At 61.2% G+C, this 12,722-nt stretch carries 13 protein-coding genes; all 13 read right to left on the reverse strand.

The features are described 5' to 3' along the window. Nucleotides 1-136: 136 nt before the first annotated feature. Nucleotides 137-1,489 carry a sigma-54 dependent transcriptional regulator gene (locus EN885_RS01615; protein ID WP_206616793.1) on the reverse strand — a complete coding sequence of 451 codons (1,353 nt, stop codon included), beginning with the start codon at nt 1,487-1,489 and terminating at the stop codon, nt 137-139. Then, nucleotides 1,486-3,420 carry an ATP-binding protein gene (locus EN885_RS01620; RefSeq protein WP_128242401.1) on the reverse strand — a complete coding sequence of 645 codons (1,935 nt, stop codon included), beginning with the start codon at nt 3,418-3,420 and terminating at the stop codon, nt 1,486-1,488. Before EN885_RS01620 ends, EN885_RS01615 begins: the two co-directional genes overlap by 4 nt. Beyond that, nucleotides 3,408-4,799 carry an extracellular solute-binding protein gene (locus tag EN885_RS01625; RefSeq protein ID WP_245492966.1) on the reverse strand — a complete coding sequence of 464 codons (1,392 nt, stop codon included), beginning with the start codon at nt 4,797-4,799 and terminating at the stop codon, nt 3,408-3,410. The genes EN885_RS01620 and EN885_RS01625 overlap by 13 nt, the downstream gene beginning before the upstream one ends. 151 nt (nt 4,800-4,950) lie before the next feature. After that, a complete protein-coding gene (locus EN885_RS01630) occupies nt 4,951-5,784 on the reverse strand; it encodes a DUF1445 domain-containing protein (RefSeq protein WP_245492967.1) in 834 nt (277 codons plus the stop codon). Between the two features lie 196 nt (nt 5,785-5,980). Continuing rightward, nucleotides 5,981-6,790 (reverse strand): type III secretion system export apparatus subunit SctT, encoded by an 810-nt coding sequence (gene sctT, locus EN885_RS01635; protein WP_245492968.1) that lies wholly within the window; start codon nt 6,788-6,790, stop codon nt 5,981-5,983. A 2-nt stretch (nt 6,791-6,792) separates the two neighbouring features. After that, nucleotides 6,793-7,062: a flagellar biosynthetic protein FliQ gene (locus EN885_RS01640; RefSeq protein ID WP_128242404.1), complete on the reverse strand. Its 270-nt coding sequence runs from the start codon at nt 7,060-7,062 to the stop codon at nt 6,793-6,795. A 32-nt stretch (nt 7,063-7,094) separates the two neighbouring features. Next, on the reverse strand, nt 7,095-7,748 hold the full coding sequence (gene sctR, locus EN885_RS01645; RefSeq protein WP_128242405.1) for a type III secretion system export apparatus subunit SctR: 654 nt from the start codon (nt 7,746-7,748) through the stop codon (nt 7,095-7,097). Further along, the gene (locus EN885_RS01650) at nt 7,741-8,766 is read right to left on the reverse strand and encodes a FliM/FliN family flagellar motor switch protein (protein ID WP_164897753.1); all 1,026 of its coding nucleotides are present in this window, start codon (nt 8,764-8,766) and stop codon (nt 7,741-7,743) included. Before EN885_RS01650 ends, sctR begins: the two co-directional genes overlap by 8 nt. 64 nt (nt 8,767-8,830) lie before the next feature. After that, entirely contained in the window at nt 8,831-9,322 is a 492-nt protein-coding gene (locus EN885_RS01655) for a YscO family type III secretion system apparatus protein (protein WP_164897754.1), read from the reverse strand. Then, nucleotides 9,309-10,670, reverse strand: coding sequence for a FliI/YscN family ATPase (locus EN885_RS01660; protein WP_128242408.1), 1,362 nt, complete (start codon nt 10,668-10,670; stop codon nt 9,309-9,311). Before EN885_RS01660 ends, EN885_RS01655 begins: the two co-directional genes overlap by 14 nt. Next, entirely contained in the window at nt 10,667-11,284 is a 618-nt protein-coding gene (gene sctL, locus EN885_RS01665) for a type III secretion system stator protein SctL (protein ID WP_245492969.1), read from the reverse strand. Before sctL ends, EN885_RS01660 begins: the two co-directional genes overlap by 4 nt. Beyond that, complete coding sequence (locus EN885_RS01670) at nt 11,281-11,907, reverse strand: SctK family type III secretion system sorting platform protein (protein ID WP_128242409.1); 627 nt, start codon at nt 11,905-11,907, stop codon at nt 11,281-11,283. Before EN885_RS01670 ends, sctL begins: the two co-directional genes overlap by 4 nt. Continuing rightward, on the reverse strand, nt 11,904-12,671 hold the full coding sequence (gene sctJ / locus EN885_RS01675) for a type III secretion inner membrane ring lipoprotein SctJ (protein ID WP_245492970.1): 768 nt from the start codon (nt 12,669-12,671) through the stop codon (nt 11,904-11,906). Before sctJ ends, EN885_RS01670 begins: the two co-directional genes overlap by 4 nt. Between the last annotated feature and the right edge of the window lie 51 nt (nt 12,672-12,722).

A 12,722-nucleotide genomic window follows, 5' to 3' on the forward strand; every position in this document is an offset into this window, starting at 1 on the left:
GCTCGTTGAAAGAGGATTGCAACTGCCATGCCAGATGGAAGAAGCCCGCAAACGCGGGTTTTCCCGGCAAGTGATGGGTCACCAAGGTAACATCGACGGTGCTCCGGTTGGGAAAGAACCGTAACGGCCCGGGCACTTATTCCGCCGCATTATCCATTCTGGCGGCGATGTCGAACTTGCGCATTTTCAGATAAAGCGTCTTGCGCGAGATGCCCAGGGCTTCCGCGGTCGCGCCGATTTTGCCGTCATGCGCGGAGAGTGCGTCGAGGATGACCAGGCGCTCGTGGCAATCGAGCTGAGCTTCCAAGGTGTCGGTTCGAGCCGCCGGAACGCGCGCGCCGGTGCCGTCGGCGATAACTTCCTCCAGTCCGAGCACGAAACGCTCCGCAACATTACGCAATTCGCGCACATTGCCGGGCCAGGAACGAGCTGCGAGTTCCGACAGCCTTCCCGCATCGACTTTCGGCGCGACCCAGCCCTGTCGCTTCGCGGCGAGGTCGAGAAAATGATGGAACAGCAACGCGACGTCGCCCCTGCGGTCACGCAGCGGCGGGATTTCAATGCGCGCGATGTCGAGGCGGTAGGCAAGGTCTTCACGGAATTTGCCTTCGGCGGCCAGCTCGTGAAGATTGTGCTTGGTGGCCGAGATGACGCGCATGTCGACCGGCAGTTCCTTGTTGGAGCCGAGCCGCTCGATGGTGCGCTCCTGGAGCACTCTCAACAGCCGCACCTGTGCGGCGAGCGGCATGGACTCGATCTCGTCCAGGAACAGCGTTCCACCATGCGCATACTCGATTTTGCCGATGCGACGTTCGCGGGCGCCGGTGAAGGCGCCCGGCTCATGACCGAAAAGCTCGGACTCGAGCATGGTTTCTGGAATGGCACCGCAATTGACGGCGACAAAGCGGCCGTTCGCATGGCTACCGAAATCGTGAATGGCACGCGCGGCGACCTCCTTGCCGGTCCCGGTCTCCCCGGTGATCAGCACGTCCGTTTTGGCGCCGGCGATGCGCGCCAGCGTATTGCGCATGGCAACCATCGTCGGTGAATGACCGATCACCCGCGTCTCCCATCCGTCCGGCAGCGAAGCCAGGCGAAGTCGTCGGTTTTCCAGGACGATGCGGCGGTGCTCGCGTGCGCGGCGAACCGATTCCACCAGATGGACCGGATCGGCGGGTTTTTCGATCAAATCCCAGGCCCCGGCCCGCATTGCCTGCAGGGCCATCGGTACGTCGCCATGACCGGAGATCAAAATGACGGGTATGTCCACATCGATCTGCTTCGTCATGCTGACCAGATCGAAGCCGTCATGGTTCGGCATCCGCACATCTGAAACGATGATTGAAGTGCTGTCGGAACCGAGGCCGAAAAGCCCCTCCTCCACGGAGGCATGGGCAGCAACGGTCATCCCTTCCAGCTCAAGCGTCTGGCAATATGCCTGCAGCACCTCCGGATCGTCGTCGATCAGGATGACGTCATGCATCTTCATCTCTGGACCTCATCCAGCGTAACAAGAAACCGCGTACCAGTGGGTCCGGTGTCCTTGACCGAGATCGTTCCGTTGAAATCCTTGACAATGTTGTAGGAAATCGAGAGCCCCAGCCCAAGGCCCGATCCTGCGGACTTGGTGGTGAAGAAAGGGTCGAAGATGGAGTCGAGATCTCCCGGTGCGATACCGCATCCCGAATCTCCGACCAAGAGAAATCCTCTCGCACCCTCCGCCCACACCCGGATGCTCACCCGCCTGACTTCGCCCCCAGCTACCGCATCGAGGGCGTTGGCGATCAGATTGACCGCCACCTGTTCGAGCCGCACCGGCTCGGCCAACACTTGGAGTTTCGATTCCTTCGGCAGGGCCAGGTCAAGCTCGATCCCCTCCTCGTCGACACGATGGTCGAACAGGCTCAGCGCGTCCTCGACGATAGCGCCCAGATCGACCGGACCGAGATGCGAATCCGGCCGGCGGGCAAAACGCCTGAGATGGCTGATCTGCCCTCCCATGCGTGTCGACAACGACTTGATCTTGTCGAGATTCCGAAACGCCTGATCTGCCTGCCCACGCTCGATCAGCAGCATTCCGTTGTGCGAATGCGATCTGATCGCGGCAAGCGGCTGATTGAGCTCGTGGCCGATGCCGGCCGCCATCTGGCCAAGCGCCGCCAGTTTTGCCGACTGGATGAGTTCGTCGCGAGTCTGCCGGAAAATGTTCAGGGCGCGGGCAAGATCGCCAAGTTCGTCGCGGCCGCCCGACGGAACCGCCGTGCCGGAACGGCCGGCGCTGATATTGCCGGCGACGCCAGCAAGCAAGCGGATTCGCGCCAGAAGGTTTCGGTGCACATAGAAATATCCGATCGCGATAGCCAGCGTGACCGCCAGTATTGCGATTGCCAGAAGCAGCTTGCGGCCGGTGGCAATCGCCGTCTCCGCGCGAGCGGAAGCTTCGGCAGCACTTGCCTCGGTGGCAACGACTTCAGCCTCGATACGGGCGCCAAGGTCCTGCACCAACCTTCGGTTTTCCGCCGCCAGCGTCTCCAGCCTGCTGGCTTCAGCCATCTCCGAGCGCTTGAGGTTTGGAATCCCGATGTGGACATCCGACTGCTTGAGGACGCGCTCCGCCAACTGCCGGACGGTGATGCTGTCCGGCCAGTCGGAGAGGCTGCGAATGCGGATCGCAAGATCATCAGCACTGTCTCCCAGGAATGCATTTGTCTCCTGCAAGTCTTCAAGCGTGCCGATGTTCACCAGTCGGCCGATCAATCCCGTTGCCAGGTTTGCCTGCGATACAACTGTCAGCAGAGCTTCACTTTTCCTTTGTTCTTCGAGCAAGACCCCACTGTTGAAACCGGTATGGTCAGCCTCTGTCTCCATGTTGAAGCGGACATCTTCGACGAGCGGATCGGCCTCCTCCAGCAAGTCGGCCTGAACCCAGCGGAGTTCGTCAACAGCCGAGCGCATTTCTTCAACCAGGGTAAAACGCTTGCCGGCAGCCAGATCGATCTGCTCCAGATTGCGGTGGACCGCGTCGGCCAGCGGCAGCAGAAGATCATTGCCGACGCTGTTGTTGCCAGCCCCATCCAGCAGCATTTGCAGCGCTTCCAGGCGCTCGGAATAGGATCGCCGTATTTCGGTGTAGGCGCCACGTGTCTGCGCACCGGCAAGGCTCGCCATTACCGCGTTGATGTCGGCCCCCGCCTTAGAAAGGCGTGTAGCAAAGGCGAGCTGCGGCATGTGTGCTTGGGCTATCTGCGACAATTCCCCTGCCAGCCGGACATAGGACAGCCATCCGACAAGGCACGCGCCGACAGCCAAGCCGACGATCACGACGAAGGCGGTGACGAGCCGCGCGCCAATGCCAAAACGCCATTTGCCCTCCGGCTCGGCTGCCCATTGTTTCGCCCCTGCCGGAATCACTGCCTCCATGGTTTGAAACCGGGCCGCGTATACTTGCTGGAGGCTTGGGACATAATCCGCTCGGCTTCGGCGAGATTATGCTCAACCGACGTGCGGACTGCGTCCAAGAACACCGCCTGTTCCGGAGGCAGGGGCAGGCCGGTTGGAATGTCGCTCAGGTCTGCAAGTTCGTTGTCGCCGGCCGCCTGTTCGCGCGGGACGGGCGCTCGGCCCAGATACTGCACCGCCTCGGCCAGTGCTCCTGCGAGTTCGCTGCCCGGATCGTTAATCGCCGCCAGCTCGGCGGCTTGCTTCCACAGCCTTGCGAGAGCAGCGCGTTTTCGCACGATAAATTCGTCGAACACCAAATTGACCAACTGGTAGCGGCGGGCGGAAAAATTGGCGTCGAAGCGCATTCCACGCAGCAGCCCGGCGCCAGCGTGGAGAGCAATGCTGTTCCGATCCGTTTTCCCAGCGAACTTGGGAAGCACAGGGATACGATTGATTTCCGGCTTCAGCAAAAGCTCCTGGCCCTCTTGCGACAGGGCAAAATCGACGAAACGCTCGGCTGCGGCCACGTTGCGGCTGCGCGCGAGGATGGCGATACTGGCCGGCACGAATACGGTATCGGGCGGCAGCACGAATTTCGTGCTGCCGGGGGGAAAATTCGGCGCAGAACCCAGGAAATCGATCGTGATGCCGACGCCAAAACGGCGCTGCGCGACACCTGAGGCGACACCGAAACTGCGTGCCGTCACGGTCGAAAGATTGCCACCAAGCTTTGACAGCAACGCCCAGCCGGCATCCCAGCCATATGTCTGAAGGATCGCTTCGACGATAAGGTGAGTGGTGCCGGAGCGGGAAGGCGCGCTGATGCCGACATGGCCGGAATAGATCGGCAAGGTCAGGTCCGACCAGGTTCTGGGAACCGGCAGCCGGTTCTCCGCAAGATAGGCTGGATTGTAGACAAAACCGTAGCCGGAAAGAGCAAAACCCAGATAGAAACCGTCCGGGTCATTCACAGGGTAGCCGGAAACCGTATTCGGCGCGCCTGTCGGCCGCGGCTCGGTTCGACGCAACTGGCCTTGCTGTTTCAACACCTCGAATGCGTCGGCCGAGGACGCCCAGAATATATCCGCCGGAACATCCGGCTTTTCCCGGATGAAACGCACCGCGCTTGCTGTGTTGCGCTGGACGATGGTTAGTTGAATGCTCGGCTCCCTGGCCGAAAACGCCTTCTGAAACGGCTCGAAGAATGACGGCGGATAGGATGTGACGACGGTCAGGTTGCCTTTGTCGGTTTCCATCGCCGTTGCGGCACCGCACCACAGCAACAGTATTGCCAGCGCGCGCAGTTGCACCGACCAGCTGCCGCGCACTCTTATGCAAGCCGACTTTGATCCGCGCACAATCCTTATCCATTCGGCATGCAGTGGAAAATTCCTAGTGATCGTGGGGGCGGAGATGTTCTTCGCTCTTGTCTCCAACCAGCTGCAAACGGAAATCAACAGCCGGCAACAATGCGAAATGCGACCTCGACCTGAGAGCTTCGGCGGTGGCCTAATAAACCTTGAATGCGCCAACATTCTCCCGCGCCGCGACATCGGTGATCAGCATGTGCCCCGGTGTCTGTACGATCGCGAGTTCGAGTCTGGCGCCGGCCACCACGCTTTGAGCGGTGGCGCTACTGGCCCAGAACACGGGTACTTCGCCTTCCCGGACTTCGACAGCATCGCCCCAATCCGGGTCCCCAATATCTTCGATGCCGATCACCCTGGGATCACCGACATGAATTGGCGCTCCGTGTGCGTGCGGAAAACGTGCGGTAACCGCACGCACGGTGTCGACCTGACTCAAGCGAACCGGGCGCATCGAAACCACCATATCGCCACCAAACACCCCGACTCGCGTCGTCCTGATCGAACTGCGGAACATCGGTGCCACCCTGTGCACGACAAAATTCCTGGGCGCGACGCCCCGCTCGATCAGGGCGTGCTCGAATGTCGATGACGAACCGAGCGCGAAGGCGGCAAGATCTTGCCGCCAGATGTCTAGGATATCCGGCTGCTGGCGGATCAGCTCGCCGAACCGATAGACCTCGTACTGTGGAATGTCGGTTCGGACATCGACGTCGCCGAGCGTTGGCATCGACGGGCTGCCGGCGCGACCCACGGCCACCAGCGGACACGCTTTCGGATTGCTGATGCAGAACCGGTGAAAGTCGGAAGCGAAGCTGCGCGGCACGACGACCAGGCTTGCTTGCAATCTGCCGACAGCCAGGCCTCCGGTATGGCCTTCATAGGCCCCCAGCCTTATGATCCTGCGCAACCGGGCAACATCCACAAGGCGCAGGTCCTCGTAGATCGGCGGCAACAGGCGAGCGATCGATTCCACACGCGTCTCCCTGTCATGGACGCATTCTTGTCCTGTCATGGACGCATTGGTGATGCAGGATCGGCTGGCGACCAGCGGACTGTCAAATCGTCAGAATTTTCTCTGGTCGATAAATCCAGTTTATTACCGCATACCGCTAATATAAATCCGACGTTGCTGTTTTTGGCACAAACAAAGCCAGCCGAATGGACCAAGATCACAGGCAGTCGCGGCAGCCAATGGCCTCGATTTGCTGCGTGTTATCATTGAGGAAACCGAGGTCGCGGCTCATATAGGCAATCAGGAAGGCAGCGTAGAGCACCAGGACGAGGCTGAAAACCAGCGTCTTCACAATAAGCGACAGCGCGAAGATGTTGAGATGTGGTGAGGCGCGCGCGAGAAAGGCCAGGACCAGATCGGAAAGCAGCATGCAGATGATGAGCGGAAACACCATCGTGAGCGCCATTGTCAGCACCTGAGTGAGCAAGCCGAGGAAGACCGTTGCTGCCTCCTCGCTGAAAACCGGCAATAGGCGGTCGATGGGCCACAGGCTGTAGCTGTCGTAGAAACTGTTCAAGGTCAGTTCCAGCCCGCCGGCGGCAAGATAGAGCGCCACCATGATGATGGCGAGAAAGGTGCCTGTGGTGCTGGTTTCGTGGGTCATCATCGGGTCGATCAGCGAGCCCATTGTGGAGCCGCGCTGAAGGTCGAGTATCTCGCCAGCGGCTTCGGCGGCCCAGAAGGGAATTCCCATCGCGATGCCGAGCGTAGCGCCGACGAGAACTTCCTTCAGCATGAAGGCGAGGACCATCGCCAAGGTCAGGTCCGAGCGTCCGAGCACATCGGCGATCATTGGGATCAACGGAAGCGCGAGCGCCAGCGCCACGCCATTGCGCAGCACGCCCGTCAGCCGCACACGCGAGAATAGCGGCATCAACAGCATCAGACCGGCCATCCGAGCCAGCGCGAAAGCCGCAGCAAGAATATAGACTTGGAATTCCTGCAATACCGCGACGATCGGATCCATCTTCAGCGTGTAATGACCGGGAATTCGTCCAGCGCCGTGGAGGCCTGTTGGGCAATCTGCTGGCCGAGCAACGGCCCGAACAGCAGGATGACGACCATGATCGCCACCAGCTTGATCGTTTGGGGCAACGACTGATCCTGGATCTGGGTAAGCGCCTGGGCGAGGCCGACCACAAGGCCGATCACCAGCGCCGCGACGATTGCCGGCGCCGAGGCGAACAGGATAGTCAGCAGAGTACCCTGGACCTTGGTCAGCAGGATGTCATCGGCCATGGCGCGTGATCCCCGTGAATGAAGCGGCCGCGTCACCCATAGCTCAGTATTAGCCCGTGCATGAGCCGGGACCAGCCATCGATCGCGACGAAGAGGAACAGCTTCAAAGGAACGGAAATGAGCACCGGCGATACCATGATCATGCCGAGCGTCATGAGGATATTTGCGACAACCATGTCGACGATGAGGAACGGCAGGTAGAGCAGAAAGCCGATCTCGAAGGCGCGGGTAAGTTCGGACGCAACGAAGGCGGGCACGAGAATGGAAAGATCGTCATCGCGAAGGTTTTCGCGCGCATGTTCTGGCCACAGCCGGTTGGTGCCTGAGAGGAAGAACTGCCGCTCCTCCGGCTGAGTGAAGCGTATCAGGTGCTGTTTCAGCGGCTCTCGCATCAGTTGTGCCGCATTTGCGATGTCATCGGCCGTCTGGAGTTGGATCTGTCCCTCTTCGAAGCGTCGCGACATCTCGCTGATCAGCGGCATCGTCACGTAGACAGTGAGAACCAGCGCAATGCCGTAGAGCACCATGTTCGGCGGCATTTGCTGAACGCCAAGGGCGTTGCGGATCAAGAACAGCACGACCGAGATCTTGAGGAAACCCGTCATCGTGACCACGACGAGCGGCAGCAGGCCGACAAGGCCCACCGCGACCAGAATGCCAAGCAGGTTGGGCGAGCTTTCAAGCATTGCCGAACATGCCGAAGAGACGCACGCCGAGACATTCGCCGATCCGCACGATTTCTCCGCGCCCGACACGTTTGCCGTTGGCAATGACGTCCACTGTCTCGCTCTCCAGCCCGGGGAGCGGCACGATCGTGCCGGCCCCCAGCTGCCTGATCTCACCGATCGGCAGCATGGTGCGGCCGAGTTCGAAAACCAGCGACACCGGCAGGTCGTCCAACGCGGCATCATCGAGTGTTTGCACGGCATCCGGAGCCGTCTTCTGGTTCATGATCCACTCCCATCTTGATCCGTTGAATTGACAGGGCGAAGCCATCAAGCGGGGACCGGCATCGATCAGCTCGACAGGTGCGACCAAGCGCTCTCCGATCACCAGCAGCGCCGTCGACCCAATGCCATCCAAAAGCACGACGTCGCCCGGCCGAAGGCTCTGCAATTCACCGATGCTGACCTCGACCGCCCCACGCCAAAGACTGACGAGTACCGGAACCTTGTCCGGCAACGATGCGCCCTCGCCCGAAATTGCATTGAGAAGCTCGCCAATAGCAGCAGCATGGCCGGCATTGTCGAAGCGGAGAGCGCAGGAAAACGCCCCTTCGCCGCTGTTGACGACGAACCCAAAAGGCGGCGATGCCGTCTTGTTTCTGCCATTCACCGAATCGAGCGCGATCGCTTCCCCGAGCTTTGCCTCCAGCCAGGACAACTCACTGGCGAGGAAGGATTCCAGAAGCAGCGCCGCGTGCCCGGGCGCAATGCGCTCGAGGTCTACGGTAGGGTCGGCCCGCACCAGCCATTTGTCGAGCTGCGCCCGCGGCAGCCCCAACGATGCCTTGGAACCTGCGATCTCGACGCCAATCTTGCTGCTTGGTTCCTGTCCGACAAGCAGTGGCCAGACAGCCTCGATCGTCACGGATTCGGCACCCACGGCTATCTCGACTGGCCGACGGCGGCGATAGAAGGCGTTCAACACGTCGAGATAGATCGCCGCGACCTGTGTCAGCTCAAGCGGTTCTCCGCGAGTCATCCGGGTTGCCGATACCTTGGAAGTCGCTCTCTTTTTTCGTGGCGTGGACTGAAGCATCAGCGGCTCACGACTGGTCGCGCGAGGTCAGCATTCCGCCACGGTCGTCTTCGTCGCCCAGTTCGGTGATTGCCGTCTGCCGGCCCACCGCCCGGCGGGTTAATTGCTCCAGCAACCTGTCCAGTTTGGTGACCGCCTTGAAATGCGAATGGTGACGGCGCCACGCTTCCGCAAGGTCCGCATTGCACTTTTCCTCCGCCGCGCCTGCTGCCCTGCGGCTGTCTTCAAGCTGCATTGCTTCTGCGGCCGCCCTTTCGAATTTTCCTTGTAACCGGTGGAGGCTCGGCATGGTCACCGGTTGGCCGATCATTGCGTCGAATGCGGCCTGCTCATCGGCGACGGCCCGCCGGCGATGCGCCGCAATCGCGTCAGCCGTTTGCTGCACGTGGCTTGCCGCGCGTCTGGCTTCAGCCTGACGTCGAATAACCATTTTCTCCGAACGTTGCTCGCGCCGCTGACGCAGATCCCGCAGCCGGGAGATCATCTCATGCTCTTTCATCGACGATCTCCCGCATCCACTGTTGCGTCTTTTCCATCGGCTCATGGGTGGCTGACGATTGCCGCAGAAAGGCATTGATCCTGTCGATTTTGGCTACCGCCTCGTCGGCAACGGGATCGCTGCCTTTTTCGTATTCGCCGATCCGCAGCAACAGCTCGATGTCGGCGTAGCGAGCGATCAACTCGCGAAGGCGCCCGGCCTGCGCTCGCTGCCGGGGCGACACCACAGTATCCATGAGACGGCTGCGGCTGCGCGTTATGTCAATCGCCGGGAAATGATTGCGTTGAGCAAGTTCGTTGGACAGGAACACATGGCCGTCGAGGAGCGCCTGGACTTCCTCCGCAACAGGGTCCATGGCGCCGTCGCCCTCCATGAGCACGCTGTAGAGACCGGTGATCGAACCGATCTTGCCGGGGCCGGAACGTTCGAGCAGCCGTGGCAGTGCCGCAAACAGCGAGGGCGGAAAACCGCGGCGCGTCGGCGGCTCGCCTGAAGCCAGGCCTATCTCGCGCTGCGCGCGCGCAAACCGGGTGATGTTGTCCATGGCCAAAAGGACGTGCTTGCCCTGATCCCGGAAGTATTCGGCGATCGTAGTCGCGACGTACGCGGCTTTCACACGCTCGATTGCCGGCCGATCCGAGGTCGCCACGACAACAACGGCGCGCGACAGGCCCTCAGGCCCAAGATGGCGTTCGACGAATTCGCGCACCTCGCGCCCGCGTTCGCCAACCAGCGCGACCACGGCAACGTCGGCATTCGTACCGCTCACGATGTCGGAAAGCAGGATCGACTTGCCTACCCCGGGTTCGCCGAAGATGCCGACACGCTGCCCACGCGCACAGGTCAGCAAACCATCGAGCGCACGAATGCCGAGTTGGATCGGCTCGGTGATCATCGCGCGCTCCAGCGGCGATGGCGGGTAGGCATTGACCGGATAGTGGGAAACAATGCCGTCTGGCGACAGGGCGCGGCCATCGAGCGGCTCTCCAAGCGCGCTGATGACCCGACCGAGCAAACCCGGCCCCACCGGGACTTGCAGATTTTTTCCGGTCGGAATCACTTCAGTCAGACTGGACAGGCCGGCAAGGTCCCCAAGCGGAACCAGGACGGCGGATTCGTCGAGCAGGCCGATTACCTCGGCCTTCGTCCTCAATCCTGTCCTCGGATCGACGAGTTCGCAGATTTCGCCGAGCCGAACCTCTTCGACTGTCGCCTGGATGACGACACCCGTTACGCGCCGCACACGCCCCTTTCGAGGTCTGCTGGTGTCCTCGCGCAGTCCCTCTCGCAGATTGGGAACAATCCTGGCAAGCTTGCTGTCGATGCTATCGGCGATCGTGCCAGTCATGCCCGCTCCTTTCCCGCCACTGCGGACGTGATGGCGGCGAGTTGAGCATCGATGCTGGCATCGACGACAGCTACATCGGTTGTGACGAGGCAGGTGCCTTCGGCAAGTTTGCTGTCTGCGTTAATTTCGATTGTAAAGCCCACATCGCTGTCGCGCAGGACGGCATCCAGTTCGTCCCTCACGACGGCCACCGCATTGGGGTGCACGGATATTTTCAGATACTTCGCCCGACGGACCTCCGCGACGGCTTGACGAGCCGCTTTGGCGACGAGAGTGGTGACGTCGAATTCGCCGAGCATGCGCTGCACCACATCAAGAGCCAGGTCGATCACTTCCTGCTCCAGCGTTCCGAGGTAGCGGTCCACCTTGACGGCGGTCTCACTGACCAAGCGCGCGGCTTCCGTGCTGCCTGCGGCTATGCCGTCTTCGTAGCCCTGGGCGTACTCGCTGGCGTAGACCTTGCGCGCGGCGTCCCGCAACTGATCCGCCTCGCGCCGCGCTGCTTCGAGAAAAGCATAGCCGTCACACCACGCTGCGGCTTCGGCCGCACGCAGGATGACGCCGCGCGGCCGCGTGGGCAAATCCTGGTTCGTTGCGGCTTCGCTTGCCATCATGCCGCACCTGCCGCCCGCCGAACGATCGCCGCTCCGGTATCCGCGAAGGGCGCGTCTGGAAGCCTGTCAACCAGATCGTCGGGTGGCAGCTTTAGAAGCACGCGGCGTCCCACCGATGCCGGGGCGGCGTGGCACCACGCACCGATGCATCGCCATCCGTCCGCAAAGACACGATCGCGAATGCCGTCCAACGGATCGAGCGGCCGTGCTGGTCCCGCCAGATCGCGGTGTGTCATCGCGAAAGTACAAAGCGCTTCGCCAAGCTGTTCGTGCAACGCCGCCGTCGTGTGCCCAAGGATGCTGCCGGCGAAGCTGCCCGACCAATAGATGGCGCCGGCGCGAAACGCGATCTGTTCGAGTTGCTCGGCAGACGACAGCGCTATCGTCGCGTCAAGCTCCTCGACCTCTGGCATGGAAGCGTCGAGCCGGTAATGATCCAGCAGCAGCGCCGAAAGTCTGGAGCGTAGCCTCTGCATGCGCAGCATGCGCTCGCAGGCATCCTCACCGATTGCACCCTCGAAGCATTCCGCCAACCGTCGTGGCTCGGCATAGTCGGCCGGCCATTCTAGAAATGATCGCCACTCGATACTGTGGCGTGGCGCAGTCGAGATCGATCCGCTCATGTTTTCTTCACGGACAGCGGTGTTTCGAGCGCATAAACGCCGCGCGGCCGGTTCCAATGGAGGTAGACGAGCCTGCCGGCAAGCGCGATCACTGCGGCACACAATCCGTAGAACAGCCACATCGCCGCGACGACGCTGTCCGGATGCAGCCAAAGCCCGAGAAATGTCGCGAAACCAGTGTCGCCGGATGCCGGGCTGAGTGCCGCCGCCTCGACCGGAACCAGCACCACCGAAACTTTGTCGTAGGTCAGCCCGGAAATGCCGTTGGCCACAAGCATCTTCACTTGCGGTATCAGGTCATTCATCGATGTCGACACGCGATGCCGAATGAAAACTGAAGCCGAGGACGGCACCAATCGCTGCCTTAGCGGATCGTTCTCCGGCAGCACCAGATGAACGCGCGCGGAAAGCACGCCATCGATGTCCGAGATCGTACGCGACAGTTCCTGGCTGAGACCATAAATCATCGCCGCCCGCTCCTCGACTGGCGATGATACGAGGCCGTCTCTCTTGAACACCTCGCCCAGCGTGGCGAACTCCTGTTTAGGGAGCCCGCTCTCGTCGAGAATAGCCATCGCGTCGGCAAAGCGGCCCTTCTGCACTGAGACCGTCATCGTGCCGCTTTTGTCTGACTGGCGTTGCGCTGGGATGCCGTGGCGCATCAGCGTTGCAACGATCTCGTTCGCCTGACGCTGGTCGAGGCCACTGTAGAGTTCGACCGAGCAGGCCTGCAGGAGCAGCATGCTCAGAATAACGACTGCCAAGCGGCACAATGCGCTGCACTTCTTCAAGGTCGGCAGCCATTTCGGAAGGAG

Origin of the sequence: Mesorhizobium sp. M6A.T.Cr.TU.014.01.1.1 (genome assembly GCF_004022765.1) — a bacterium.
Classification (GTDB): Bacteria; Pseudomonadota; Alphaproteobacteria; order Rhizobiales; family Rhizobiaceae; genus Mesorhizobium; species Mesorhizobium mediterraneum.

Bases quoted from the DNA above. Each gene is read 5' to 3' on its own strand.
- EN885_RS01615 (WP_206616793.1), bottom strand. From the start codon at position 1,489: ATGAAGATGCATGACGTCATCCTGATCGACGACGATCCGGAGGTGCTG.
- EN885_RS01620 (WP_128242401.1), bottom strand. From the start codon at position 3,420: ATGGAGGCAGTGATTCCGGCAGGGGCGAAACAATGGGCAGCCGAGCCG.
- sctT (WP_245492968.1), bottom strand. From the start codon at position 6,790: ATGGATCCGATCGTCGCGGTATTGCAGGAATTCCAAGTCTATATTCTT.
- EN885_RS01640 (WP_128242404.1), bottom strand. From the start codon at position 7,062: ATGGCCGATGACATCCTGCTGACCAAGGTCCAGGGTACTCTGCTGACT.
- sctR (WP_128242405.1), bottom strand. From the start codon at position 7,748: ATGCTTGAAAGCTCGCCCAACCTGCTTGGCATTCTGGTCGCGGTGGGC.
- EN885_RS01650 (WP_164897753.1), bottom strand. From the start codon at position 8,766: ATGACTCGCGGAGAACCGCTTGAGCTGACACAGGTCGCGGCGATCTAT.
- EN885_RS01655 (WP_164897754.1), bottom strand. From the start codon at position 9,322: ATGAAAGAGCATGAGATGATCTCCCGGCTGCGGGATCTGCGTCAGCGG.
- EN885_RS01660 (WP_128242408.1), bottom strand. From the start codon at position 10,670: ATGACTGGCACGATCGCCGATAGCATCGACAGCAAGCTTGCCAGGATT.
- sctL (WP_245492969.1), bottom strand. From the start codon at position 11,284: ATGATGGCAAGCGAAGCCGCAACGAACCAGGATTTGCCCACGCGGCCG.
- EN885_RS01670 (WP_128242409.1), bottom strand. From the start codon at position 11,907: ATGAGCGGATCGATCTCGACTGCGCCACGCCACAGTATCGAGTGGCGA.